We start from the raw sequence: 26,107 nt of genomic DNA on the forward strand, positions 1-26,107 counted from the left end.
TTCTCGAAGCGCGCCCAACTTACAGGAGCCGCGCTATGAGCACCTTCACGAATCCCCTCAAGCAACGTCTCGCCGAACCCGGCGCGCTCTTCGGCCTGTGGCTGTCGCTCGGCAGTGCCGATGCCGCCGAAGCGCTCGCGCACGCGGGCTTCGACTGGCTGTGTATCGACATGGAGCACTCGCCGAACGATAGCCGCGACGTCGTCGATCAGTTGCGCGCGATCGCGGCGGCGCATCTGCCGAGCGAGCCGATCGTGCGCGTGCCGTTCTCCGATGGCTGGCTCGTCAAGCGCGTGCTGGACGCGGGCGCGCGCACGCTGATGTTCCCCAACGTGCAATCGGCCGAGGATGCCGCGCGCATCGTGCAGCTCACGCAGTATCCGACCGAAGCCCAGCTCGACGGCTTGCGCGGCGTCGCGGGCATGGTGCGCGCGGCTGCGTACGGCATGCGGCGCGACTACGTGACGGGCGCTAACGCGCAGATCGCGACCATCGTGCAGATCGAATCGGTGGCGGCGCTCGAAGCCGTCGACGAGATCGCGGCGACGCCCGGCATAGACTGCCTCTTCATCGGGCCCGCGGATCTCGCGGCAAGCCTCGGCCATCTCGGCGACATGAAGCACCCGGATGTGCAGGCAGCCATCGACAAGGTTGCGGCAGCCGCGAAGCGCGCGGGCATCGCGAGCGGCATTTTCGCGATCGATGTCGCTGGCGCGCGGCAATATGCGCAAGCCGGCATCAACCTGATCGCGCTCGCCGCCGACGTCATGTGGCTCCTGAAGGCGACGCGCCAGGCTTTGCAGGAGGCAAGAGCATGAACACGGCTTGGCGTGGCGGCATCGCTGCGGCCTGTTTGATGTTCGGCGCGGCGTTCGCGGCCAACGCGCAGTCGCAGACGATGCCAAAGCCGACGGACCTCGCGACGCAAAACGCCGTCGCCGATTACAACGCGGGCAATCTCGTCTCAGCGCGTTCGCAGTTCCGTCGCGCCGCGCAAAAGGGCAGCCGCCTCGCCGAATTCAATTACGCGATGATGCTGCTGAACGGCGAAGGCGGTCCCGCCAATGTCCCCGAAGGCAAGAAGTGGTTGCGTAGCGCCGCCGACGCCAACATGTCTCATGCGCAGTTCGTGTACGGCAAGATGTACGACGACGGCCAGTTCGTGGACAAGGACCCGGCGGAAGCGCATCGCTGGTTCTTGCGCGCCGCGAGTCAGGGACACGTGCAGGCGGAACTCGCGCTCGCCAACCAGTTTCTCGATGGACGCGGCACCACGCGCGACAACGAGCAGGCCTTCAACTGGTACAAGAAGGCGGCGGAAGGCGGCGACATGACCGCGCAATACGTGGCGGGATCGTTCTACGAACGTGGCGGCGATGGCGTCGAGCGCAATCTCAACGTCGCGCGTGCTTATTACGCGGCGGCGGCCGCACAAGGCGATCCGGCGGCGAAGCTCAAGTACCTGCAACTGAGCGCGGAGCTGGAAAAGCAAAAGCCGCAGTGAACATGACACTGCGGCTTTTTCGGGACACGGGGATTGAGGCTAGCCTTGCATCAATCGCTTCTGTCGCGCGACGCTCATGATGAGTCCAACAGCGACGCCGAGCGTGGTGAGCGCTGTCCCGCCGTAACTCATGAACGGCAACGGCACGCCGACCACGGGCAGAATTCCGCTCACCATGCCGATATTGACGAACGCGTAGGTGAAGAACGCGAGCGTGAGCGAACCGGCCAATAATCGCCCGAAGAAGGTGGCGCCGTTTGCCGCGATGAACAGACCGCGCGCGATCAGCGCCATATAGAGAAAGAGCAGCACGAGCCCGCCCGCAAGGCCGAATTCCTCGGCGAACACCGCGAAGATGAAGTCCGTGTGCTTTTCGGGGATGAATTCCAGGTGCGCCTGCGTGCCCTTCAGCCAGCCCTTGCCGAGCGTGCCGCCGGAGCCGATGGCAATTACCGCCTGAATGGTGTGAAAGCCTTTGCCGAGCGGGTCTGAAGTCGGATCGAGCAGCGTGCAGATACGATGCTTTTGATAGTCGTGCATCATCGGCCAGTTCACTTCGGGCTGGCAGATGCGGTTTTGGAACACCGCTACGCACGCGATGACGACCACGGCCGCCGCGAGCACCGGCACGATCAGCTTGAAACTGAGTCCGGCGAAATAGATCACGAACATGCCCGCGGCGAACACGAGCACTGCCGTCCCGAGGTCCGGCTGCTTGGCGATCAGCGCAACGGGCAGCAGCAGAATGACGAACCCGGCAACGTAATCCCACCAGCGAATGTTGCCTTCACGCCGCTGGTAATACCACGCGAGCATGAGCGGCATCGCTATCTTCATGATTTCCGACGGCTGGATCACCACGCCGACATTGAGCCAGCGTTTTGCACCCTTGCGCGTGAGCCCGAACGCCGCGACCGCTATCAGCAGCGCCACGCCGACGGTGTACAGCGGGACGGCGAAGCGCATCAGCGTTTGCGGCGGGATATTGGCGAGCACCCACATCAGCCCGAAGGTCAGCATGATGTTGCGCAGTTGGTCTTCCACGCGGCCCGGCATGTCGATACTCGCGCTATACAGAGTCACGATTCCCACGCACAGCAACAAGAAGACGATCAGCGCGAGCGGCTTGTCGAAGCCCGCGAACATGCGCTTTGCGTGCTCTTTCCAGACGTGCTTGTCGAAGGTGAGTTGCATGCCGGTCATCCTTTATTCGTCGATACCGCCGGACGGCGCCAGCGTGCGCACGGCGTCGTTCGGGTTGCTGCGGACCATCGTCGGCGTGGGCTCGGCGGGTCGTTTGTTCGGCGCGGGCTTGCGGCCCGGCGCGGACGCGGGCAACGCCGCGGCAGGCGCCGAAGCGACGCGCGCATTCGCAGCCCGTGCTGAAGACGCCGCCGCTGGCGCCGAAGCGATGCGCGCGTTCGCTGCTTTCGGCGATGATGCGGGCAACGCCGGCGCCGATGCAGCCCGAGCCACCGCCGGATTCGACGCCGCCAGCGGCGAGAACGCCGGCGACGCGTTCACCACCGAGGCCGGCAGCGCCGCCGCGACGGGCGATTGCGTGCCGCCGATCATCGGTAGGCCGGCGTCCGTGGTCGCGGATGCGGCGGCTTCGATCGCGGCTGCCTCGGCGCCAGGCTTCATACGATCGACCAGATAATAGTCGAGCACCTTGCGCGCGACCGGCCCGGCCGATTCCGCGCCCCAGCCGCCGTTTTCGACGATCAGCGCAAGCGCGATCTTCGGCTGCTCGGCCGGCGCAAACGCGATGAACAACGCGTGGTCGCGCAAATGCTCGGCCGTCGCGTGACCGTGATAGTTCGCGCCCTGCAGCGAGTAAACCTGCGCGGTTCCGGTCTTGCCCGCTGCCTGATAAGGCGCGCCCACGAAGAGCTTCGCGGCCGTACCGTTCGTGATGACGCCTTCCATTGCGCGCTTGATGAAGTCGACGTCTTGCTGGCGCACGGAAATCTTGTCGCTCGGGTCGCGCACCACGACGCGCATGGCCTTCGTCAGCGGATTCTCGATGTCGCGCACCAGGTGCGGCTTCATCACGACGCCGTTATTGGCAAGCGTCGCCGTGGCGTGCGCGAGCTGCAGGATGGTGAACGAGTTGTAGCCCTGCCCGATGCCAAGGCTGATCGTTTCGCCTTCGTACCAGCGTTGCTGCTCCGGCTTGCGATACGCCTTGCGCTTCCATTCCGTCGACGGAAGAATGCCGCGCGCCTCACCCGAAATGTCGATCCCGGTAATTTGGCCGAATCCCCACGGCTTCATGAAGCCGGCCATCGCGTTCACGCCGAGGTCGCGCGCGAGCATGTAGAAGTACGTGTCGTTCGACACGACGATCGCGCGATTCATGTCCACCCAGCCCTGACCCGAGCGCACGTCGTTGCGGAACGTGTGACCGCCGAACGTGAAGAAGCCGGGGTCCTGAAAGCCCCAGCCGGGCGTGCGCTTGTGCAGCGTGAGCGCGGCGAGCGCCATGAACGGCTTATAGGTCGAGCCCGGCGGATACGTGCCATGCAGCGGACGATTCAGCAACGGATGATCGGGCGAGTTGTTGAGCGCGTCCCACGTCTGCTGATCGATACCATCTACGAAGGAATTCGGATCGAAGCTCGGCGCGGACACGAACGCGAGCACGTCGCCCGTCGATGGCTCGATAGCCACGAGCGCGCCACGCTTGCCCGCGAATGCTTGCTCGGCGACCTGCTGCAGCCCGATATCGAGCGACAGCACGAGGTTGTTGCCGGGCGTCGCCTGCGTGCGCGACATCGTGCGGACCGGGCGGCCGCCCGCCGTGACTTCGACTTCCTCGAAACCTGTCAGACCATGCAGCTCGGTTTCGTAGCTCTGCTCGACCCCGATCTTGCCGACGTAATCCGTGCCCTTGTAGTTGTTGGCGTCGAGACGCGGATCGTAGTGATCGGAGGCTTCGTCGTTGGCGTCGCTCGCGTCGTCGATACGCTCCTGATCGCGCTGCGAAATTCGCCCGATATAGCCGATGACGTGCGCGGCCGTCATGCCGAGCGGATATTGCCGGAAGAGCCGCGCGCGCACTTCGACGCCCGGAAAGCGGTAATGCTGCGCGGTGAACTTGGCGACTTCGTCGTCGGTGAGACGCGTGCGGATTGGCAGGCTTTCGAAGTTCTTCGAGTCTTCCAGCAGCTTCTTGAAACGCCGGCGATCGCGTGAATCGATAGGAATGACTTGCGAGAGTGCGTCGATGGTGTCGTCGAGCGACGCGGTGATCTTGGACGGCGTGATTTCGAGCGTGTAAGCGGAATAGTTCTTCGCCAGCACCACGCCGTTGCGATCGGTGATGATGCCGCGGTTCGGCACGATCGGCGCCACGGAGATGCGGTTCTCGTTTGCCTGCAACGAGTATTTGCTGAAGTTCCAGACCTGCAGATAGAGGAAACGCAGGCCGATCAAACCGAAGCAGACGAACACGAACATTCCCGCCGCCGCGACGCGCAGGCGGAATCTGGACAACTGTTGCTCGGTGTTCTTTATTTCGGTCATGCAGCTTTCGCGGTGGGTCGCGATTCAAGTGTAGTCCGCGCGCGTTCGCATCGGGGGCGGCACGCGCGCGGTGGCGCTCAGATCGGGCGCGTATCGTCGGGATCGGCGGCGCGTCGTTGCGGTATCAGCAGCAGAAAACTCGTGACCGGCCAGAGCGCGGCTTCGACAAATCCGTTGACGAGATAACTCCAGCCGGGAAACGCGGCGCCCGTCATCAGGCGGATCACGAACGGCACGAGATGCGCGCCCACCAGAAGCGGCGCGACGACGAAGGTTTGTACAGGCAGGGACATCCACAGGACACGCCTGTGAATGGTAATCGCGCCATAAGACAACAAGGTATAAGCCAGCGCATGTTCGCCGAGCAGATTCGCGTTATGCACGTCCATCAACAGCCCAAGCAGAAACGCGATGCCCATGCCCACCTTGCGCGGCTGATGGACGTTCCAAAACAGCAGCACGAGCGCGACGAAATCCGGTATGCCGATAAGCCGGCCCCAAGGCACCAGATTCAGCAGAAACGCTGCAGCGAGGCTGAAGGTGATGAAGTACGGATTGACCGGCTGAAGAATGTATTGCGGGCGGTTCATTGCGCGGCCCTCGCGGATGCGGGCTTAGGCATATGCGCTTTTCGCGATGGCCGGGCGGTAGCGGCCGAGGCGGCTTTCGGCGCGGCAGGTTTCGCGCCGGGCTTTTCCACGGCAGCGGGAGCGGATACCGGAGCGGCAGCCGACGCGGCCGACGTCGCCGATGCGCCGCTTGCACCTTCGGCGGAGACCGTGGCCTTCGCGATAGGCTTCTTCTTGCCCTTGTTCTCTTTCGCTTCCTTTGCAGCGGCGGCGGCTTCGACTTCGATCGGATTCGGCGGCACGTTCACGTTGTAATGCAGTACGAGCAACTGACGCGCGCCGCGAACAGCGGCGATAGGCACGCAGACGACGCGCGCGAATGCCGTATCCGCCTGCTTGTCGACGCGCAGCACTTTGGCCACCGCGAGTCCCGGCGGATAGATGCCATCGAGACCGCTCGTCACGAGCTCGTCGCCAGCTTGGACGTCGGCGCTGATCGGCACGAAGCGCAGGTCGAGCGTGTCGCCTTTCGGCGTGCCGTAGATCACGCTGCGCAAACCCGTGCGCGCGATCTGCACCGGCACCGCTTGATCCTTGTCCGTCAGCAGCGTGACTTCCGATTGCAACGGAAACACGCGCGTGACTTGACCGATCACGCCGTCTTCTGTCACGACGGGCGCGCCATCCTGGATGTTTTGCTGCGAACCCTTGCCGATCACGACTTTCTGCGTGAAAGGATCGCGCGTGTCGTATTGGATTTCGACGGGCGTGGTTTGCGTCGTCGCGCGCGATTGCAGATTCAGCAATGCACGCAGATGCGCGTTCTCAGCCGAAAGCTGAGAGGCATCGCCCGCCTTGACGGACAGGTCCAGATTCTTGTCGGAGAGCTTGCGGTTCTCGCTGCGCAGGGTAGCGCTCGTAACCGCGAGGTCGGCCGCGCCCATGAAGATGTCGCGTGGCACGAGCGCCGCGCGTTGCAGCGGATAGAGGCCGGCGCCGAGCATGCCGCGCGCAATTTCCAGCGTATTGAACCGCGCATCCGAAACGAGCAATGCGATGGCGAGCACCACAAAGAAGATCAGTCGCGCGAGCGCGGAAGGGCCTTGCTTGAAAAGTGGCGGCGGACTGTATTCCATGGTCGGCGCCGAGGGCGTGAGCGGGTGGATCGATGCTGCAGGTTTGCCGGTTTCGGCTGAGCCTGCCCTACGCTGTTTCAACAACGGCCCGGACATGAGCCGGGCCGTGTGCGCGTCGCGTTACGCGGGTGCGTTCAGACTGCGCGTTGAAGACCGTGAGGTCGTGGAACAGCAAAGTCTGAAGGTCACGGCCGTATCACTCGTAGGAGAAGATGCTGCCGAGCTTGTCCATGCGTTCGAGCGCCATGCCCGAACCGCGCACGACGCAGGTCAGCGGATCTTCCGCGACTAGCACCGGCAAGCCGGTTTCTTCCGCGAGCAGACGGTCGAGATCGCGCAACAGCGCGCCGCCGCCAGTCAGCATCATGCCGCGTTCGGCGATATCCGCGCCGAGTTCCGGCGGAGTTTGTTCCAGCGCGATCTTCACCGACGAGACGATCTGATTCAGCGGGTCGGTCAGCGCTTCGAGAATTTCGTTGCTGGAAATGGTGAAGCTGCGCGGAATGCCTTCGGAAAGATTGCGGCCCTTGACTTCCATCTCCTTCACTTCGGAGCCGGGGAACGCCGAACCGATTTCCTTCTTGATGGCTTCAGCCGTTTGCTCGCCGATCAACATGCCGTAGTTGCGACGGATGTAGTTGACGATGGCTTCATCGAACTTGTCGCCGCCAACGCGCACCGAGCCTTTGTACACGATGCCGCCAAGCGAGATGACGCCGACTTCCGTCGTGCCGCCGCCGATGTCGACGACCATGGAACCCGTGGCTTCCGAGACCGGCAGACCCGCGCCGATGGCAGCGGCCATGGGTTCTTCAATGAGATAAACCTGCGAGGCGCCCGCGCCGTGCGCTGCTTCCTTGATGGCGCGGCGCTCGACTTGCGTGGACCCGCACGGCACGCAGATGATGATGCGCGGCGACGGCGAGAACATGCGGGATTCATGTGCAGTCTTGATGAACTGCTTGATCATCTGCTCGGTAACGGTGAAGTCGGCGATCACGCCGTCCTTCATCGGGCGGATGGCCTCGATGTTGCCCGGCACTTTGCCGAGCATCTGTTTGGCTTCCTTGCCGACTGCCTGAATGGTTTTCTTGCCGTTCGGGCCGCCTTCCTGGCGAATTGAAACGACCGATGGCTCGTCGAGAACGATGCCCTTGCCGCGCATGTAGATCAGCGTGTTGGCGGTGCCGAGGTCAATCGCCAGGTCGTTGGAAAAGTAGCTGCGCAAAAAACCGAACATTCAAAAATCCTGTCTCGCTGGGTGGCCGTGCGTCGCTATGAGCGCCGGGGACGGCAGCGGAAAAAATAACGGTTTGCCGGGGCGGCGAAGGTTCGCCGTGAAGTGCAAATCCGCGAGGAAATCTACCGCAGGATGAGACGTGTCGCGTAAACGTTTCTCGCAATTTAACGATTCAAGGAGAAAGCCGCTGGCAGGTCAATCCAGATGTGAGTCGAACGTGTAATGATACCTTATAATTTGGGCGTATCTATAGGAAAAGGATGGCACTTTTTGCCGTCGCCAGTCTGCTTTTTAGCGCTTTTCCCAGGATCGCAACGCGCGCCGCAAACGATCGCGGCGCAGTGTGTTTTCGAGATTGGGAAGTCCACGCTTATCTCCGGTGATTTTCATGTCTTTGACCCTGACCGACGTAAAACGTATCGCGCATCTCGCGCGGCTCGAGTTGCCCGAACACGAGGCAGAACCCACGCTCGCGCGCCTGAATGACTTCTTCGGTCTCGTCGAACAGATGCAGGCCGTGGATACCTCCGGCATCGAACCGCTTGCGCATCCGATCGAACAGATCGAGGAAGTCGCGCTGCGCCTGCGCGACGACGCAGTTTCAGAGCGCGTCGAGCGCGAAGAGTTCCAGCGCAGTGCGCCAGCCGTTCAAGACGGGCTGTATCTGGTGCCGAAGGTCATCGAATAACGCAATCGAACAAGTAACGCGTCGGGCGTATCCAGCGCCGAAACGACACTCCCGCGTGGCGTTCACTGCCGCGCTCATCAGGGAACTGCAATGCATCAGAAAAGTTTGACCGAACTGCGCGCCGCGCTCGACTCCAAGGAAATCTCCGCGGTCGAGCTGGCGCAGTCGTATCTGCAGCGCATCGAGGCCGCGAAGAATCTGAACGCCTTCATCGGCATGGACCGCGACCTCACGCTCGCTCAGGCTAAAGCCGCCGACGCGCTCATCGCGGAAGGAAAGGCGGGCGCGCTCACCGGTTTGCCGATTGCGCACAAGGACGTGTTCGTGACGCGCGGCTGGGCATCCACGGCCGGTTCGCACATGCTCGAAAACTACGCGAGCCCGTTCGATGCCACCGTCGTCGATCGCTTGAAGCAAGCGGGCATGGTCTGTCTCGGCAAGACCAACATGGACGAGTTCGCCATGGGTTCGTCCAACGAGAATTCGTACTTCGGCGCGGTGAAAAATCCGTGGGACCTGAAGGCCGTGCCGGGCGGTTCGTCGGGCGGCTCGGCCGCTGCCGTCGCCGCGCGTCTTGCGCCCGCCGCCACCGGCACCGACACGGGCGGCTCCATTCGCCAGCCCGCGTCGTTCACCGGCATCACCGGTATCAAGCCGACTTACGGCCGCGTGTCGCGTTACGGCATGATCGCGTTCGCGTCGTCGCTGGATCAGGGCGGTCCGATGGCTCAGACCGCCGCGGACTGCGCGCTCTTGCTCAACGCAATGGGTGGCTTCGACGAACGCGACTCCACCAGCCTGCAACGCGACAACGAAGACTACACGCGCCATCTCGGCCAGACGTGGAACGGCGGCGACGCGCAAAAGCCGCTCGCCGGATTGCGTATCGGCATGCCGAAGGAGTACTTCGGCGCAGGGCTTGCCGACGACGTGCGCGCCGCCATCGACGCCGCGTTGAAGCAATACGAAGCGCTCGGCGCGACGCTCGTCGAAGTATCGTTGCCGAAGACCGAGCTTTCCATTCCCGTGTACTACATCATTGCGCCGGCGGAGGCCTCGTCGAATCTGTCGCGTTTCGATGGCGTGCGCTACGGGCATCGCGCGGCGCACTACACGGACTTGCTCGACATGTACAAGAAGTCGCGCGCGGAAGGCTTCGGTCCCGAAGTGAAGCGGCGCATTCTGGTTGGCACGTACGTGTTGTCGCATGGCTACTACGACGCGTATTACCTTCAAGCGCAGAAGATTCGCCGCATCATCGCGCGCGATTTCCAGGAAGCGTTCAAGCGGTGCGACGTCATCATGGGACCGGTCGCGCCGTCGGTCGCGTGGAATCTCGGCGAGAAGGCCGACGATCCCGTGCAGATGTATCTCGCCGATATCTACACGCTCTCCGTGAGCCTCGCGGGTCTGCCCGGCATGAGCGTGCCGTGCGGTTTCGGCGCGGGCGCGAATGCGAATCGGCCGGTCGGTCTGCAGATCGTCGGCAACTATTTCAACGAAGCCCGGATGCTTCAGGTCGCCGACGCGTTCCAGCGCGCGACCGACTGGCATGCCAAGGCACCATCGGCAGCGGGAGTATGAGCATGCAGTGGGAAGTCGTCATCGGTCTGGAAACGCATGCGCAGTTATCCACCGTTTCCAAGATTTTCTCGGGCGCGGCAACGCAGTTCGGCGCGGCGCCGAACACGCAAGCCTGTCCCGTCGATCTCGCGTTGCCGGGCGTGCTGCCCGTGATGAATCGCGGCGCGGTCGAACGCGCGATTCGCTTCGGCTTGTCGATCGGCGCTCATATCGCGCCGCGCAGCGTCTTCGCGCGCAAGAACTACTTCTATCCGGATTTGCCGAAGGGCTATCAGATCAGCCAGTACGAGATTCCTGTCGTGCAGGGCGGTCAGCTCACCATCCAGGTTCCAGCCAATGAAAAGGCCGGCAAGGACGCATACGAGAAGACCGTCAATCTTACGCGCGCTCACCTCGAGGAAGACGCGGGCAAGTCGCTGCACGAAGACTTCGCGGGCATGACGGGCATCGATTTGAATCGCGCGGGCACGCCGCTGCTCGAGATCGTCACCGAGCCGGAAATGCGCAGCGCGGCGGAAGCGGTTGCGTATGCGAAGGCGTTGCATGGTCTCGTCGTGTGGCTAGGCATCTGCGACGGCAACATGCAGGAAGGCTCGTTCCGTTGCGATGCCAACGTGTCGGTGCGCCCGGTCGGTCAGAAGGAATTCGGCACGCGCGCGGAGATCAAGAACCTGAACTCGTTCCGGTTCCTCGAAGAAGCGATTCAATATGAAGTGCGCCGTCAGATCGAACTGATCGAAGACGGCGGCACCGTCGTGCAAGAGACGCGTCTTTACGATCCCGACAAGCGCGAAACGCGCTCCATGCGCAGCAAGGAAGACGCGCACGACTACCGCTATTTTCCCGACCCGGACTTGATGCCCCTGGTTATCGAGGAAAGCTGGGTGGCGCGCGTGAAGTCGGAACTGCCGGAGTTGCCAGCCGACATGCAGAAGCGTTTCGCCGAAACGTACGGCTTGACGCCTTACGACGCCGGCGTGCTCACGTCGTCGAAGGCAATGGCTTCCTATTTCGAAGCCGTCGTGCAGGCGGCGGGCGCGGCGCAGGCGAAGATCGCCGCCAATTGGCTCATGGGCGACGTCTCCGCGCAACTGAACCGCGAATCGCTCGACATCGGCGAGTCGCCGGTCGCGGCGGCACAACTCGCGCTGCTTCTGCAACGCATTGCGGATGGCACCATCTCCAACAAGATCGCGAAGGACATTTTCCAGGCGATCTGGGACGAGAAGGCGACCGACGTGGGCGCGGCGGACCGCATCATCGAGGCGAAGGGGCTCAAGCAGATTTCCGATACCGGCGCGCTCGAAGCGATCATCGACGAGGTGCTCGCGGCGAACCAGAAATCGGTGGAAGAATTCCGCGCGGGCAAGGAAAAGGCGTTCAACGCGCTGATCGGCCAGGCAATGAAGGCGACCAAGGGCAAGGCGAATCCGCAGCAGGTGAACGAGCTTCTGAAGAAAAAGCTATCCTGAGCGAGCACTTGGGCGAAGTCCTCCGCGTCGACGGAGAACCGGTCGCCTGGAAGTAGCACGACGAACGGGCTGTTGCCGTCTAGCTTGGCAGCGGCCCGTTTTCATTGGCGTTTCGAGATAGAACAAAAGGTTGGCGACATGGCAAAGAAACCGTCTCTGGACGACTTCCTCGTCCCGTATTTCGATGACGACAAGAAGCTCAAGCCCTTCGATCTGAGTTCGATCGATCCATCCGGCAAGCCGTTTTCGAACGGCTCGAAAGACGAAGACCGCGACCGGCTCGCGGCAATCGGCGCGCAGCTCGACGACCTGCAGGAGAAGCTGCACGCACAGCGTCTTCGGCGCGTGCTGCTCGTGCTGCAAGGCATGGACACGAGCGGCAAGGACGGCACGGTGCGCGCGGTGTTCCATGACGTCGATCCGCTCGGCTTGCGCATCGTGCCGTTTCGCGCGCCTTCCGAGCGCGAGGCCTCGCACGATTTCCTCTGGCGCGTGCACGCGCAGGCGCCAATGGCCGGCGAGTTCGCTGTCTTCAATCGCAGCCACTATGAAGACGTGCTCGTGCCGCGCGTGATGAAGTCTATCGACGATGACGAATGCGAGCGCCGTTACCGGCATATTCGCGAGTTCGAGGCGTTGCTCGCGGATAGCGGTACGACCATCGTCAAATGCTTTCTTCATATTTCGAAGGACGAGCAGCGCGAGCGCTTGCAAGCGCGTATCGACGATCCGACCAAGCACTGGAAGTTCGATGTCTCCGATCTCGACGCGCGCAAGCTGTGGGACGAATATCAGCGCTCGTATGAGCTGGCGTTAGGCGCGACCTCGACCGAATACGCGCCGTGGTACATCATTCCCGGCGATTCGAAACCGCATCGCAACGTGATGGTCGCGGAGCTTTTGCTGCGCACGATGCAAGGCATGAAACTCGAATTTCCGGCCGCCAAGGAATCGCTCAAGGGCGTGAAGGTCGAATGAACAAGGAAAGAGGACAAGTATGTTTCGGGTGATTACCGCCAATCTGAATGGCATCCGTTCGGCGGCCAAGAAAGGTTTCTTCGACTGGTTTGGCGAGCAGAAATCGGACGTCGTGTGCGTGCAGGAAATCAAGTGTTCGCAGGACGATCTCACGCCGGAGTTTCTCGCGCCGCACGGTTTCAAGGGTTATTTCCAGCACGCGGTGAAGAAGGGTTATAGCGGCGCGGGTTTGTACACGCGTTACGAGCCGGACGATGTCGTGATCGGCTTCGGCAGTGCGGAGTTCGATCCCGAAGGACGTTACGTGGAAGCGCGTTTCGGCAAGCTGTCCGTGGTGTCGGTGTATGTCCCGTCCGGGTCGAGCGGCGAAGAGCGGCAGCAGGCGAAGTATCGTTTCATGGACGAATTCATGCCGCATCTCGCCGGGCTTTCGCAAGAGCGTGAGGTGATCGTGTGCGGTGACGTGAATATCGTGCACAAGGAAATCGACATCAAGAACTGGAAGAGCAACCAGAAGAACTCGGGTTGTCTGCCGCAAGAGCGCGAGTGGCTCACGAAGCTTTTCGACGATGTCGGTTACGTCGATGTCTTTCGCACGCTCGACCAGCGTGCCGAGCAATACACGTGGTGGAGCAATCGCGGGCAGGCGTACGCGAAGAACGTGGGGTGGCGTATCGACTATCAAATCGCGACGCAGGAAGTCGCGGCGACCGCCAAGAAGACTTCCATTTTCCGCGACATCAAATTCAGCGATCACGCGCCGCTGACTATCGATTACAACTGGAAGATCGGGAAGAAGTAGGCTAACGCCCACCCTTCTTAAACCGCCCCAAACCGCCGTAATTCGGCAACTGGTCGATGCTCTTTCCCACCGCTTTGGCATACAGCGGCATCATGTCCGGCAGGCGCTTGAGCAAGTCCTGCCGGCGCTCCGGCCCATACGGATGCATCCAGATGAAACCGTTGTCGGAGCGTCGCGTGGCGGTATCGATCTTGTTCCACAAGGTGACGGCCGCGCGCGGATCGTAACCTGCGCGCGAAGCGATCTCGCTGCCGATGACATCCGCTTCGGTCTCGTCGGCGGGGGCGTATTTCATGGCCAGCAACTGATCGCCGATGCCAAGCGGCTGCGAACCGTAATCGGTAAAGCCGAAAAGCTGCGGCATGGTACCCGACGACAACTGCTGCGCCTGCTGCCGCCCGAGCCGCTCGCGCGCATGTTCGCGCAGCGCGTGCGCGATCTCATGGCCGATCATCATGCCGATCTCGTTGTCGTTCAGATGCAGCTTGTCGATGAGCCCGCTATACACCACGATCTTGCCGCCCGGCAAACAGTACATGCGCACTTCGGGCGACTTGATGACGTTGATTTCCCACTTCCAGTTCTTCGCGCGGTCATTCCACTTGAGCGCGAACGGAATCTCGTGAGTGGCGATATCGCGCACGCGCTTGACGAGCGGATTGTCATTGCCGAGCAGTGTCTTGTTGCGCTCGGCGTCGTGAATGATCTGTGCATATTCATCGCTCGCCTGCTGTTCGAGCGTCGCGGGCGGAATCAGATTGCGGAACAACGCCGAGTTGCCGAAGCGGATCTGGCTGTTCGGCGCCGTGTAAGGCGGCGCGCGCTCTTCGTCCTGCGCGCGCGCGGACATGGGCGCGAGCGTCGCCAGCATGAGCGCGCAGATGAGCGCGCCAAGCGTGGGCCGGGCCGGCATCGATACCGTCATCGTGGCGTTCTCCATGGCGCGATCTTCGGCAACAGTAGCATGCCGGGTATGGACAGCGCGACGCACACCATGAAGTACGGAAACCATCCTGTTTCACTCACGATAAAGCCGCTGCCCGCCGCCGCGAAAGTCCGTGGCACGGCGGCGAGGCTCGTGAAGAGCGCGAACTGAGTCGCGGTGTAGCGCGGATCGGTCGTGCTCGCGATATACGCCGTGAATGTGGCGAGCGTGAGGCCCGTCGCGAACGTTTCGAAGCCGTAAAGCACCGCGAGCGCGGCGGGCGACGGCCCGATTTTCGTGAGCCACGCAAAGCCGAGCGTCGCGATGATCTGCAAGAAGCCGAAGACCCAGAGTCCGCGCGCAATGCCGATCTTCACGAGGCAGATACCGCCGATCAGGCCACCCGCGATGCTCGCCCAGAACGCCACCGCTTTCGCTATCACGCCGATCTGCGTGAGCGTGAAGCCTACGTCGATGAAGAACTTCGTGGCAAGCGCGGTCGCCATGGTGTCGCCGAGCTTGTAGAGGAAGATGAAGCCCAGCACCAGCAGCGCGGATTGCCAGCCATTGCGCGTGATGAACTCGTGGAACGGCTCGACGATCGCCTCGCGCAACGTCTTGGGTGGCGCGCCGTGAATGGCCGGCTCCTTGACCACGAGCGTCATGATGAGGCCCGGCAGCATGAACGCGGCGGTGATCAGAAACACGGTCTTCCACGGAAGAACGTTCGTGAGAATCAGCGAAAGCGAGCCAGGCACGAGTCCCGCCACTTTGTACGCGTTGACATGAACCGCGTTGCCGAGACCTTGCTCGGTATCGGCGAGCAGCTCGCGGCGGTAGGCATCGATGACGATATCCTGACTCGCGCTGAAGAACGCGACGAGCGCGGCGATGGCCGCAACCGCCCACAGGTTCTGCGAGGGCGAAAAGAACCCAAAGGAGCCGATGGCCACCATCACGAGCACTTGCGTGACGAACATCCAGCCGCGCCGTCGGCCCGGACGCCAGCCCGGAAAGCGCGGAATGAAGCGGTCCATCAGCGGCGACCAGACGAACTTCCACGTATAGGGAAGCCCGATCAGCGCGAAGAGGCCGATCTCCTTGACGTTGACGCCCGCAGTCGAGAGCCACGCCTGCAACAGGCTGTAGAGCGTGAAGAGCGGCAGTCCGGACGTGAAGCCGAGAAAGACGCAAATGAGGATGCGCGCGTTGAGGAACGCGTGCAAGCCGGGATCTTCTTCGTGAGCTGTAAGAGCGGGCGCCTCGCGTGGCGTTTCGGGCATATCGATGTGGGTAATACGTCGTGGTGGTGCGTTTCGATGCGTGACGGGCCGATTCGAACTCAACGGCGCTTCACGCGATAGACCGCAAGACTACCACGCCAGTTCGCGCCCCAACGGACCGTTTGCCCGTCGTGCAGCACCACGCGGTCCAGTATCTCGATGCCCACTTCGGGCGCGAGCGCCTCGAAGTCCTTGATGGTCAGAACGCGCACGTTCGGCGTGTTATGCCATTGATACGGCAGCGATTTCGAAACCGGCATGCGCCCTTGAATAACCGAGAGCCGATGCTGCCAGTACCCGAAGTTGGGGAACGAGACAATGCATTCGCGACCCACGCGAACGGTTTCACGCAGGATCGCCGCAGTCTGATGAATGGTCTGCAGCGTCTGCGAAAGCACGGCGAAATCGAAGCTGTCGTCTTCGAAGAGACGCAGGCCGTCTTCGAGATTCTGCTGGATCACGTTCACGCCTTTTTGCGCGCATGCGAGCACGCCGGCGTCGTTGATTTCGATGCCGTAACCGTGCACTTCGAGTTCTTCGCCGAGCAGCGAGAGCAGCGAACCGTCGCCACAACCGAGATCGAGCACGGAGGAACGCGGTTCGACCCAGCGCGCGATGGCGCGAAAGTCCGAACGCAGCGCGAGGGAATCGAGAGTGTGCTGGTTCATGCGCCGATCTCCGTGGCAATGCGTTCGTAATAGGCGCGCATCAAGTTGTGATAGCGCGCGTCGTCGAGCAGGAAGGCGTCGTGGCCGTGCGGCGCGTCGATCTCCGCGTAGCTCACGGTGCGCTTGTTGTCGAGCAGCGCTTTGACGATCTCGCGGGAACGCGCGGGCGCGAAACGCCAGTCGGTCGTAAAGCTCGCGATCAGATACTTCGCCGTGGTGTTGGCGAGCGCGCGGCGCAGGTCGCCTTCGAAGGCCTTGGCGGGATCGAAATAATCGAGCGCGCGCGTGATGAGCAGGTACGTGTTGGCGTCGAAGTATTCGGCGAACTTGTCGGCCTGATAGCGCAGATACGACTCCACTTCGAACTCGACGTCGAAGTTGAAGTTGTACGCGTCGAGCGCGCCTTCGGCACGGCGCAGCGCGCGGCCGAACTTCACGGCCATGTCGTCATCCGACAGATAGGTGATATGGCCGATCATGCGTGCCACGCGCAAGCCGCGGCGCGGCTTCACGTCGTGTGCGTAGTAGTCGCCGCCGTGGAAGTCGGGGTCGGAGAGAATCGCCGAGCGCGCCGTTTCGTTGAACGCGATGTTCTGCGCCGAAAGCTTCGGCGTCGACGCCACCACGATGCAATGCCCGAGCCGCTCCGGATACATCGTGCTCCAGGCAAGCGCCTGCATGCCGCCGAGACTGCCGCCCATCACCGCCGCGAAGCGTTCGATGCCGAAGCGGTCGGCCGCGCGCGCCTGCGCATGCACCCAGTCTTCCACCGTCACGACGGGAAAGCTCTTGCCGTAGGGCTTACCGCTTGTGCGGTCGATGCTCATCGGCCCGGTCGAGCCGAAACACGAACCGAGATTGTTCACGCCGATCACGAAGAAGCGGTTGGTATCGAGCGGCTTGCCCGGACCAACCATGTTGTCCCACCAGCCTACGTCTTTCGGGTTGTCGGCATAGACGCCCGCCACGTGATGAGACGCATTGAGCGCGTGGCAAACGAGCACGGCGTTCGAGCGCGCGGCGTTAAGTTCGCCATAGGTTTCGACGACGAGTTCGTAGTCGTTGAGTGTCGAGCCGCTTTGCATGACGAGCGGCTCAGTGAAGCGCAAGGTTTGGGGAGTGACGATGCCGATTGATTCCATTCATTCCGCCTTGAAATAGCGGCTAAACGGGTGTCGGCGATGCGCGTGTGGATTGACGGCGCGGCTGACGACCTCTTTAGCCGCATTTGTATTGAACCTCCCGGCAATACCGCTTGGGAAGGTTCGCGCGCCCGCAATCGAGTCAGCAAATCGGCGCGTGTTCGAATTCAGATTGAGCGAAGAAGTATAGCGGAAAACGTAATAAAGCCGCCAATAGCGGTGCCCGGGCGTTCTGGATATGGCCCGAGTTTGTGTCTATATTGTCTAATCTGCGCGTGGGCCCTGGAGCGGAAATGAAACCGAGTCGTGTGAGGCCGCTGAGCCATCTCAAGAGCCGCGCGGCCGAAATGATCCGCAACGTCGTCGAGAGCCGCGAGCCCATGCTCATCACGCAAAACGGCGAAGGCCGGGTGGTCGTGCAGGACGTGCAGTCTTATGAAGACCTGCATCAGACCGTGGCTTTGCTCAAGATTCTGGCGATGGGGCAGAAGTACATCGAGGCGGGGCATTGCATAGACGCAATCGACCTCTTCGGCGAACTCGAACGGCTCGACAGGGAAGAAGGCGTCAAGTGAAAACCGTCTTTCTCGATCCTGTGCAGCAGGAGTTGCGCGACTATAGACGCTACGTCATCAACAAGTTCGGCAAGATGGCATGGAAGGCCACGCGCGACGGCCTGGCCGACACCATCGCCGAAATAGAAGCGTCACCGCGTCGTGGCGCGACGCCGCCCGAACTGGTCGACTTCCGCATGACGGGATACTACGAAGTGGCGAGCGGCACCAACCGCGTCATCTACAAGGTGGATGGCGAAACCATCTACGTGCATCTCGTCGTCGATCAGCGCTCGGACCTCGAAGACATGCTCGCGCGGCGCCTCTTCAGGATGTAGTCGCTTTCGCCGCTCGAAAGCCGCCGCCGCGCATGCCGAGCGTGAGCGCGCGCAACGAACGCACGGTGCGATCCACGTAATGCGGCCGGCCCGAGCCGGGCAAGCGCTGCGAAATGCCGCCGCTTGACGTGCGCGCCATCGGCAAATGGCCGACGATCCACACCGTGCGAATGCCGAGCCGCCGGTAACGCTTCAGATGCCCGCGCGTGTCTTCCACCAGAATCGCGTCTTTCAAATGCACGTGCGCGCGGCGCATCGCGCGACGAAGCATGGGCGCATCGGGCTTGGCGCGCCAGCGTTCGCCGTCGCGCATGTCCTCGATGGCGATCACGCGCTCGAACAGCTTGCCGATACCCAGTTCCGCGAGCACCGAGCGCGCGTAGAGCGTCGGTCCGTTGGTGAGCACGATCTTGCGGCCCGGCAGCGCGCGCACGATGCGCTTCAGGCCGCGCTCGGCGCGCAGCATGGACGGCAGATCGGGGAAGGTATGGACTTCGCGCAGGAAATCGGCGGGATCGATGCCGTGATGCCGCACGAGTCCGAGCAAGGTCGCGCCGTATCGCACCGTGTAGCCGACGCGCAGCCGGTTCGCTTCGTCGATATCCACGCCCAGCCGGTCGATGATGTACTGCGTCATCGCGCGATTGATCGCCGGAAAAATCTCGTGCGACGCGTGATGCAGCGTGTTGTCGAGATCGAAGAGCCAAACTGGGCCGCGCGTTTTGACATGACGGCGGCGAGCACTGCGAGATGAACTCATGCGCGATTACGTTCGGCAAATAAAAACGCCCGCGCGGAGCAAACCGCAGCGGGCGTTGGAGGAAGAGTGACGAAGCTCAATGCGAGCGGATCATCGTGCCGAACGGCTGCTCGGTCAGAATTTCGAGCAGCACCGAATGCTCGATACGCCCGTCGATGATATGCACCGAACGCACGCCGCTTTTCGCCGCATCCAGCGCGGAGGAAATTTTCGGCAACATGCCACCGGAGATGGTGCCGTCGGCGAAGAGGGCGTCGATCTCGCGCGCGGAAAGGTCGGTGAGAAGATTGCCTTCCTTGTCCATCACGCCGGGAATGTTGGTCATCATCACGAGCTTTTCGGCGTTCAGGACGACCGCCAGCTTGCCCGCGACCAGATCCGCGTTGATGTTGTAGGAGAGTCCGTCTTCGCCGAAACCGATAGGCGAGATGACCGGAATGAACGCGTCGTCCTGCAGCGCCTTCACCACCGCCGGGTTGATGGACTCCACTTCGCCCACCTGACCGATGTCGATGAACTGGCCCGGATTATCGCGATCCGGCATCATCAGCTTGCGTGCGTGGATGAGACCGCCGTCCTTACCGGTCAAGCCGACCGCCTGACCGCCGAAATGGTTGATGAGCGTGACGATGTCCTGCTGTACCTCGCCGCCGAGCACCCATTCGACCACTTCCATGGTCTCTTCGTCGGTGACGCGCATGCCCTGAATGAAGGTGCCCTGCTTGCCGATCTTCTTGAGCGCCTGGTCGATCTGCGGACCGCCGCCGTGCACGATCACCGGATTGATGCCGACGAGCTTCAAGAGGATCACGTCGCGCGCGAAGCCTTGCTTGAGGCGCTCTTCGGTCATTGCGTTGCCGCCGTATTTGATCACGACCGTCTTGCCGTGATACTGACGGATATAAGGCAGCGCCTCGGCCAGAATTTCGGCTTTCAGCGTAGGCGCGATCTGCGTGAGGTCAGGTAGCTCGGACATGGCGGCAAATGAGGCGAGGAGCGTTTAAACACGCGGATTGTACAGGAGTGACGCTACACGACAGGTGGTTTTTCCCCGCGCGCCGTCTCGTTTTCCGGCATGGCGGCCGGGCATGCGATCATCGCTTATCAATGTCGATGACACGATGATGAACGTATCGCTTCAATCAGGCTCCGACGCGACGCAACGGTGCACGCGCTGCGGCGCGGCGTTTCATTGCGGCGCGCTCGCCGGCGCTGCGACGTGCTGGTGCGCAACCTTGCCCGCGCTGCCGCGCGAACGCTTGCGGCCGGACTCGACTTGCCTGTGCCGCGCATGCCTGGCGGCCGAGATGGGCCAAGCGTCACGCTGATATCAGGGTGCGACAAATCGCGCCACGTTCGGTTTCACTATAGGCGCAAGCGGGATAATGTCGCATGGACCGCACGCACTCAATCACCCGATGCATCGCATAACCAATACCGGACGGGTCAACCTCGGTCACCTCTTCTGGCTTCGCTCGCTGGCGATCATCGGCCAGTTGACGACCATCGCCGTCGTGCAGATTTTCTACAGCGCGAAGCTGCCCTTGCCGGCCATGCTCCTCGTCGTCGCGCTCGAAATGTTTTTCAACGGGCTGACGTGGCTGCGCGTGGCGCGGGCGCAGCCGGAAACCAATGTCGAACTCTTCGGCCAGATGTGGGTCGACTTAGGCGCGCTCTCCGCGCTTCTGTTTCTCTCGGGCGGCTCGACCAATCCGTTCGTCACCTTGTATCTGCCGTCGCTGGCCATTTCCGCGGCCATTCTGCCGTGGACCATGACCGCGTGGCTCGCGCTCTTCGCGGTCTCTTGTTATGCGCTCCTGAGCTACAACTACGTGCCGCTCAACATAGAGAATCCATCGAATCTGTTCGACTACTTCCGCACGGGTCTGTGGGTGAACTTCATGGTGAGCGTCGGGCTGATCGGCTGGTTCGTCGCGCGCATGTCGCGGGCGCTGCGCGTGCGTGACGCCGCGCTCGCCGACGCCCAGCAACGTCATCTGCGCGACGAACGCGCCGTTGCGCTCGGTGTGCAGGCGGCCACCGTTGCGCACGAAATGGGCACGCCTCTGTCCACCATTGCAATGCTGAGCGAGGAATTGCGCGATTCCGCCGCGCACGACCGCAACCTCGCGCCTTACGCGGCCGACTTCGAATTGCTCGAACAGCAGATGGCGCTGTGCACCTCGGCGCTCGCGCGCTTGCGCAGCCGCGCGACGGGGCCGTCGAATCGCCAGCCGCTTCGCGAATGGCTCGCGAGCTTCATCGAGCAATGGCGGCTGCGGCATCCGCAAGTGAAGTTCGAGCACGCGGGCAAGACGCCGGAGTCCATGTCCATCGACGATTCCGTTGCCATCGGTCAGATTCTCACGATCTTGCTGGACAACGCGGCGCGCGCGAGCAGCGAGCTCGTGACCTTGCAGGCATCGGCTGAACGGGTGGAAGGCGTGCAGATGGTGCGCTTCGATATCTGCGATCGCGGGCCGGGCATTCCGCCCGCGCTGCGTTCGAGCCTCGGCGCCGCGCCAGTAGACAGCACGCAGGGCGGCCACGGCGTCGGGCTATACCTTGCGTTCGCGGCGGCGGCGCGCCTGCAGGGATCGATAGAACTCGCGGCGGATCAGCCACGCGGCACGCGCGCGATCTTGCGCCTGCCGAATTTCGGCGCATCGCCCGCCGATGATGCACGAACCGAATCAAGCGGCGCGGCGTGAGCACGACGCCGGCCAACATTGGAGAAAGAAGCATGAGCGACATGAATTTCCTGATCATCGACGACGACGAGGTTTTTTCGGGCATTCTCGCGCGCGGCCTGGTTCGGCGCGGCTACACCGCGCATCAGGCGCACGACGCGAGCGAAGCGCTGAAGCTCGCCAATCAGCACAAGTTCGGCCAGATCACGGTCGATCTTCACCTCGGCAACGATTCCGGTTTGCGCCTTGTCTCGCCGCTGCGCGACTTGCAGCCGGACGCGCGCATTCTCGTGCTGACGGGCTACGCGAGCATTGCGACGGCGGTTCAGGCGGTAAAGGACGGCGCGGACAATTATCTGGCGAAGCCCGCGAACGTCGAGTCCATTCTCGCCGCGCTGCATGAACAGGCGAGCGAGCAGACGGCGGAAGAAGCGATTGAGAATCCGACTTTGCTTTCCGTGGCGCGGCTCGAATGGGAGCACATTCAGCGGGCGCTGGCCGAGAACAACGGCAATATTTCGGCGACGGCGCGTGCGCTCAACATGCACCGGCGGACGTTGCAGCGGAAGCTGGCGAAGAAGCCCGTGCGCCAATAAAAAAAAGAACCGCCCAAGCCGGGGGAACGAGGGCGGTAATCGGAGAGTTACAACGACTACGTGCATATACAGGGGAATACGCACAGGGAAAGAATACGTCGACTCGTTGCGGCCAAATATACGATTATTCCGAATCTAGGAAGACTCCTAGAAAGCTGCGATTCAGCAGGAACTTGAAGGCGGCGAGCATCCTCGGCGCAGCACTGAACGACAGCGAGCGCGCACGCGCAACGCAAGCGTCCAGCGCTTGCATGACAACGCCAGGTTTCGTCCGCCTTTCGCCTCACATCTCATCCGCCGTATTCTCCGCATTCGATCTCAAGAAGGCCGTAACCCGCGCCGTAAAGCTCTCTGTGCGCGAACCTGAGTTCGCACCACGCCGTCCGTGGGCGTCGTCTGCGGGGCGTGGGACCAGACGGACCGGCGCGGAAAGCTCGACGCTCGAACGCCGGTCGATGAAGCGCTGGTCGACAGAGGAGACATCGATGAACTGGTTTGACCGCCTTTCCGTGTTTGGCAAGCTCGTACTGTCATTCGCGGTGGTGATTGTATTTACCGCATGCGTGGGCGTGACCGGCGTCGTATCGCTGGCGAAGATGAACAGCTTGATCGGCGAGATCGGCGCGAAACACATGGACGGCCTTTACTGGGTCGAGGAAGCCAACAAGCACAAGCTGAACACCGACCTCGCCGCCGCGAATCTCACCTTCGCCGACGATGCCGGCAAGGCGAAGCTCAAGGAGGGCATGACCGCCTCGCTCGCAAGCATGCATCAGGCGCTCGACAACCTGCGCCCCACGATGACGACGACGGATGGCCGCGCGCTCTACGACTCGGCGGCGCAGGCTATCGCCGGATGGGAAGACATCGTGCATATGCAGATCGGCACGAAACCCATGCCGACGGACGTCGATCAGATGGGTCTCATCGCCCGTGCGATCGATGCCAGCGAGAAAGCGCGCGCATCGCTCGAACGTCTCGCCGACTTCAAGCGTGAGCGCGCAACCGGCGCACGCAACAACGCGGCGTCCGAATACCAGACGATGCGCGTCGTGATGCTCGCACTCGTGCTCGGCGCGATGGCGGCCGGCGGCTTGCTCGCGGTCTTGATCGGCAGGCGGCTGTCGGCGCAGCTCGGCGGCGAGCCGGGCTATGCGGCGCAAATTGCGAACCGTATCGCGGAAGGCGATCTGACGGCGCGCGTGCAAACGCGTCCGGGCGACGACAGCAGCATGCTTCACAGCCTCGGCAACATGAGCGTGAAGCTGGCGGAGATCGTCGGCGGCATCCGGCATTCGAGCGAATCGATTCTGTTCGCATCGCGTGAAATCGCACAAGGCAACACCGACTTGTCGCAACGCACGGAAGAGCAGGCGGCGTCGCTGGAAGAAACCGCGTCGAGCATGGAGCAGCTCACCGCGACCGTGCGTCAGAACGCCAGCAACGCCGATGAAGCCAGCGGCCTGGCGCGCGGCGCATCGGATGTCTCGACGCGCGGCAGCGAACTCGTCGGCGAAGTGGTGGACAACATGCGCGAACTCGCGGCGGGCTCGAAGCGAATGACGGACATCATCGCGGTGATCGAAGGCATCGCGTTTCAGACCAATATCCTGGCGCTGAATGCCGCTGTCGAAGCGGCGCGCGCGGGCGAGGAAGGACGCGGTTTCGCGGTCGTCGCCGGTGAAGTGCGTTCGCTTGCGCAACGCAGCGCGATGTCGGCGAAGGAGATCAAGGAACTGATCGAAGCGTCGACGGCGCGGGTGGACAGCGGCGCGGCGATCGCCGAGCGCGCGGGTTCGACCATGGCCGAAGTGACGGAAGCCGTGCAGCGCGTGACGGACATCATGGCGCAGATTTCGGCGGCCTCGCACGAGCAGAGCGCGGGCATCGAACAGGTGAATCGCGCGGTGGCGCAAATGGACCAGGTGACGCAGCAGAACGCGGCGTTGGTCGAGCAAGCGGCGGCCGCTGCGGGCGCGATGGCCGATCAGGCCGAGCAACTGAAGGGCGCGGTCGCGGTGTTCGAACTGGACGGGCGCGGGTAATTCGGTTCGCGCTGGCCGCTTGCGATGGCAGCCAGCGTCGAATCTCGCCGACGGCAAGCAGCGGACGCGCTAGCGTTTCGGTGCTCATCGTGCGGTCGCGTTCGAGCAGGCCGCGCATGAATCTCGGCGCCAATGCGCCTTTCGCAACGATGTGTACGAAGCGCTCATCACCGCAAGCCTCCCGTAATATCACCTCGCTTGCCACCCTGCATCCCACTCCGTAAACTCGCGCCAGTTTCCAGAACACCCGCGCCGCACGAAACGGCGTCAATGTCGAGAAGGAGTTGTTTCCCATGTCCAATCCCTATTTCCCGCGCTGGCCCGTCCAGCCGGATGCGCAAGGCGGCCGCGTCGTCGGCCCCGATGAGCGCCTGCCCTGGCCGCAGATGTTCGCCATGGGCATTCAGCACGTCGTCGCCATGTTCGGCTCGACCGTGCTCGCGCCGCTTCTCATGGGCTTCGATCCCAATCTGTGCATTTTCATGTCGGGAATCGGCACGCTGCTCTTCTTCGTGCTGGTCGGAGGACGCGTGCCTAGCTATCTCGGTTCGAGCTTCGCGTTCATCGGGCTCGTCATAGCGGTGACGGGCTACAGCGGCCACGGCCCGAACATGAACATTCCCGTTGCGCTCGGCGGCATCGTGGCGTGCGGCGTGGCTTACGCGATCATCGGTGCAATCGTCACGGCGGTCGGCACGAAGTGGATCGAAGCGCTGATGCCGCCCGTCGTCACCGGCGCGATCGTCTGCGTGATCGGACTGAATCTCGCGCCTATCGCCGTGAAAGGCGTGAGCGCCAGCAACTTCGATTCGTGGATGGCGCTCGTCACCGTGCTTTGCGTGGGCGGCGTGGCCGTGTTCGCGCGCGGCATGGCGCAGCGCCTGTTGATTCTGATCGGGCTGGCGATTGCCTACATCATCTACGCGGTGCTGACCAATGGCATGAGCATGGGCAAACCGATCGACTTCTCGATCGTCGCGAACGCCGCGTGGTTCGGCATGCCGCACTTCACCGCGCCCGTGTTCGAACCGCAGGCGATGACCCTGCTCGCGCCCATCGCGATCATTCTCGTCGCCGAGAACCTCGGCCACATCAAGGCGGTCGGCGCGATGACGGGACAGAGTCTCGACCGTTACATCGGACGCGCGTTCATCGGCGACGGACTGGCGACCATCGTCTCCGGTTTCGCGGGCGGCACGGGCGTGACGACTTATGCGGAGAACATCGGCGTGATGGCCGTCACGAAGATTTATTCGACACTCGTGTTCGCCATCGCGGCATTGTTCGCCATCGTGCTCGGCTTCTCGCCGAAGTTCGGCGCGGTCATTCAAACCATTCCGGGACCGGTGCTCGGCGGCGTGTCGATCGTGGTGTTCGGGCTGATCGCGGTGACGGGCGCGCGCATCTGGGTGGTCAACAAGGTGGACTTCTCGGATAACCGCAATCTGATCGTCGCGGCCGTCACGCTCGTGCTCGGCGCGGGCGACTTCACGCTCAAACTCGGCGGTTTCGCGCTTGGCGGGATTGGCACCGCGACGTTCGGCGCGATCATTCTGTATGCGCTGCTGCGCCGGCGTGGGTCGGGCGTGGTCTGATGACAAAGCG

At 62.6% G+C, this 26,107-nt stretch carries 25 protein-coding genes; 14 read left to right on the forward strand and 11 right to left on the reverse strand.

From position 1 onward, the window contains the following. Positions 1-35 precede the first annotated feature (35 nt). Both NCT03_RS00420 and NCT03_RS00425 read left to right on the forward strand, forming a co-directional pair. A complete protein-coding gene (locus tag NCT03_RS00420) occupies positions 36-818 on the forward strand; it encodes an HpcH/HpaI aldolase family protein (protein ID WP_244826739.1) in 783 nt (260 codons plus the stop codon). Continuing rightward, positions 815-1,504, forward strand: coding sequence for a tetratricopeptide repeat protein (locus tag NCT03_RS00425; protein ID WP_250491649.1), 690 nt, complete (start codon positions 815-817; stop codon positions 1,502-1,504). Before NCT03_RS00420 ends, NCT03_RS00425 begins: the two co-directional genes overlap by 4 nt. 39 nt (positions 1,505-1,543) lie before the next feature. Here the strand turns inward: NCT03_RS00425 and rodA are convergent, their stop codons facing one another. The 5 genes from rodA to NCT03_RS00450 form a co-directional block, all read right to left on the reverse strand. Continuing rightward, positions 1,544-2,698, reverse strand: coding sequence for a rod shape-determining protein RodA (gene rodA / locus NCT03_RS00430; protein ID WP_244826741.1), 1,155 nt, complete (start codon positions 2,696-2,698; stop codon positions 1,544-1,546). 12 nt (positions 2,699-2,710) lie between these two features. After that, positions 2,711-5,032, reverse strand: a complete 2,322-nt coding sequence (gene mrdA, locus NCT03_RS00435) for a penicillin-binding protein 2 (protein WP_250491650.1) — start codon at positions 5,030-5,032, stop codon at positions 2,711-2,713. A gap of 77 nt (positions 5,033-5,109) precedes the next feature. Further along, complete coding sequence (gene mreD, locus NCT03_RS00440) at positions 5,110-5,622, reverse strand: rod shape-determining protein MreD (RefSeq protein WP_244826743.1); 513 nt, start codon at positions 5,620-5,622, stop codon at positions 5,110-5,112. Then, a complete protein-coding gene (gene mreC, locus NCT03_RS00445; protein WP_250491651.1) occupies positions 5,619-6,737 on the reverse strand; it encodes a rod shape-determining protein MreC in 1,119 nt (372 codons plus the stop codon). The genes mreD and mreC overlap by 4 nt, the downstream gene beginning before the upstream one ends. Positions 6,738-6,933: 196 nt before the next feature. Continuing rightward, positions 6,934-7,977, reverse strand: coding sequence for a rod shape-determining protein (locus NCT03_RS00450; protein ID WP_004189550.1), 1,044 nt, complete (start codon positions 7,975-7,977; stop codon positions 6,934-6,936). Positions 7,978-8,365: 388 nt separating this feature from the next. Here NCT03_RS00450 and gatC point away from each other — a divergent pair, with 388 nt between their 5' ends. The 5 genes from gatC to NCT03_RS00475 all read left to right on the forward strand — a co-directional run bounded on the left by gatC (position 8,366) and on the right by NCT03_RS00475 (position 13,501). Then, entirely contained in the window at positions 8,366-8,665 is a 300-nt protein-coding gene (gene gatC, locus NCT03_RS00455; protein WP_244826745.1) for an Asp-tRNA(Asn)/Glu-tRNA(Gln) amidotransferase subunit GatC, read from the forward strand. A 90-nt stretch (positions 8,666-8,755) separates the two neighbouring features. Continuing rightward, the gene (gatA, locus tag NCT03_RS00460) at positions 8,756-10,249 is read left to right on the forward strand and encodes an Asp-tRNA(Asn)/Glu-tRNA(Gln) amidotransferase subunit GatA (RefSeq protein ID WP_250491652.1); all 1,494 of its coding nucleotides are present in this window, start codon (positions 8,756-8,758) and stop codon (positions 10,247-10,249) included. Further along, positions 10,246-11,721, forward strand: coding sequence for an Asp-tRNA(Asn)/Glu-tRNA(Gln) amidotransferase subunit GatB (gatB, locus tag NCT03_RS00465; RefSeq protein ID WP_250491653.1), 1,476 nt, complete (start codon positions 10,246-10,248; stop codon positions 11,719-11,721). Before gatA ends, gatB begins: the two co-directional genes overlap by 4 nt. A gap of 138 nt (positions 11,722-11,859) precedes the next feature. Beyond that, a complete protein-coding gene (locus NCT03_RS00470; protein WP_250462594.1) occupies positions 11,860-12,699 on the forward strand; it encodes a PPK2 family polyphosphate kinase in 840 nt (279 codons plus the stop codon). Between the two features lie 19 nt (positions 12,700-12,718). Beyond that, positions 12,719-13,501, forward strand: coding sequence for an exodeoxyribonuclease III (locus tag NCT03_RS00475; protein WP_250491654.1), 783 nt, complete (start codon positions 12,719-12,721; stop codon positions 13,499-13,501). A gap of 1 nt (position 13,502) precedes the next feature. Here NCT03_RS00475 and NCT03_RS00480 read toward each other — a convergent pair whose 3' ends face one another. Genes NCT03_RS00480 through metX form a run of 4 tightly spaced genes read right to left on the reverse strand, consistent with a single transcriptional unit; the run spans position 13,503 to position 17,519 of the window. Beyond that, positions 13,503-14,441, reverse strand: coding sequence for a M48 family metallopeptidase (locus NCT03_RS00480; RefSeq protein WP_350030127.1), 939 nt, complete (start codon positions 14,439-14,441; stop codon positions 13,503-13,505). After that, the gene (locus NCT03_RS00485) at positions 14,423-15,709 is read right to left on the reverse strand and encodes an AmpG family muropeptide MFS transporter (RefSeq protein WP_250491655.1); all 1,287 of its coding nucleotides are present in this window, start codon (positions 15,707-15,709) and stop codon (positions 14,423-14,425) included. The genes NCT03_RS00480 and NCT03_RS00485 overlap by 19 nt, the downstream gene beginning before the upstream one ends. Positions 15,710-15,768: 59 nt before the next feature. Continuing rightward, a complete protein-coding gene (gene metW / locus NCT03_RS00490; protein WP_250462600.1) occupies positions 15,769-16,377 on the reverse strand; it encodes a methionine biosynthesis protein MetW in 609 nt (202 codons plus the stop codon). Then, complete coding sequence (gene metX / locus NCT03_RS00495) at positions 16,374-17,519, reverse strand: homoserine O-succinyltransferase MetX (RefSeq protein ID WP_250491656.1); 1,146 nt, start codon at positions 17,517-17,519, stop codon at positions 16,374-16,376. Before metX ends, metW begins: the two co-directional genes overlap by 4 nt. Positions 17,520-17,812: 293 nt before the next feature. Between metX and NCT03_RS00500 the strand changes: the two genes are divergently transcribed. Together NCT03_RS00500 and NCT03_RS00505 are read left to right on the forward strand one after the other, a co-directional pair. After that, positions 17,813-18,094 (forward strand): type II toxin-antitoxin system Phd/YefM family antitoxin, encoded by a 282-nt coding sequence (locus NCT03_RS00500; protein ID WP_244826753.1) that lies wholly within the window; start codon positions 17,813-17,815, stop codon positions 18,092-18,094. Next, entirely contained in the window at positions 18,091-18,411 is a 321-nt protein-coding gene (locus tag NCT03_RS00505; RefSeq protein ID WP_244826754.1) for a type II toxin-antitoxin system RelE/ParE family toxin, read from the forward strand. Before NCT03_RS00500 ends, NCT03_RS00505 begins: the two co-directional genes overlap by 4 nt. Here NCT03_RS00505 and NCT03_RS00510 read toward each other — a convergent pair. Together NCT03_RS00510 and argB are read right to left on the reverse strand one after the other, a co-directional pair. Continuing rightward, entirely contained in the window at positions 18,401-19,171 is a 771-nt protein-coding gene (locus NCT03_RS00510; protein WP_250491657.1) for a pyrimidine 5'-nucleotidase, read from the reverse strand. The two genes, NCT03_RS00505 and NCT03_RS00510, sit on opposite strands and share 11 nt — an antisense overlap. A 76-nt stretch (positions 19,172-19,247) precedes the next feature. Then, entirely contained in the window at positions 19,248-20,147 is a 900-nt protein-coding gene (argB, locus tag NCT03_RS00515; RefSeq protein WP_244826756.1) for an acetylglutamate kinase, read from the reverse strand. 112 nt (positions 20,148-20,259) lie between these two features. Between argB and NCT03_RS00520 the strand changes: the two genes are divergently transcribed. The 5 genes from NCT03_RS00520 to NCT03_RS00540 all read left to right on the forward strand — a co-directional run bounded on the left by NCT03_RS00520 (position 20,260) and on the right by NCT03_RS00540 (position 26,097). Then, complete coding sequence (locus NCT03_RS00520; protein ID WP_250462606.1) at positions 20,260-20,499, forward strand: cysteine-rich CWC family protein; 240 nt, start codon at positions 20,260-20,262, stop codon at positions 20,497-20,499. 90 nt (positions 20,500-20,589) lie between these two features. Further along, positions 20,590-21,882 carry an ATP-binding protein gene (locus NCT03_RS00525; RefSeq protein WP_250491658.1) on the forward strand — a complete coding sequence of 431 codons (1,293 nt, stop codon included), beginning with the start codon at positions 20,590-20,592 and terminating at the stop codon, positions 21,880-21,882. A 32-nt stretch (positions 21,883-21,914) separates the two neighbouring features. Beyond that, the gene (locus NCT03_RS00530) at positions 21,915-22,457 is read left to right on the forward strand and encodes a response regulator transcription factor (RefSeq protein WP_244826758.1); all 543 of its coding nucleotides are present in this window, start codon (positions 21,915-21,917) and stop codon (positions 22,455-22,457) included. Positions 22,458-22,942: 485 nt separating this feature from the next. Next, positions 22,943-24,502 (forward strand): methyl-accepting chemotaxis protein, encoded by a 1,560-nt coding sequence (locus tag NCT03_RS00535; RefSeq protein ID WP_244826759.1) that lies wholly within the window; start codon positions 22,943-22,945, stop codon positions 24,500-24,502. A 293-nt stretch (positions 24,503-24,795) separates the two neighbouring features. After that, positions 24,796-26,097, forward strand: a complete 1,302-nt coding sequence (locus NCT03_RS00540) for a solute carrier family 23 protein (protein ID WP_250462612.1) — start codon at positions 24,796-24,798, stop codon at positions 26,095-26,097. Positions 26,098-26,107 lie beyond the last annotated feature (10 nt).

It is taken from the genome of Caballeronia sp. GAWG1-1 (genome assembly GCF_023631465.1).
Taxonomy (GTDB): domain Bacteria; phylum Pseudomonadota; class Gammaproteobacteria; order Burkholderiales; family Burkholderiaceae; genus Caballeronia.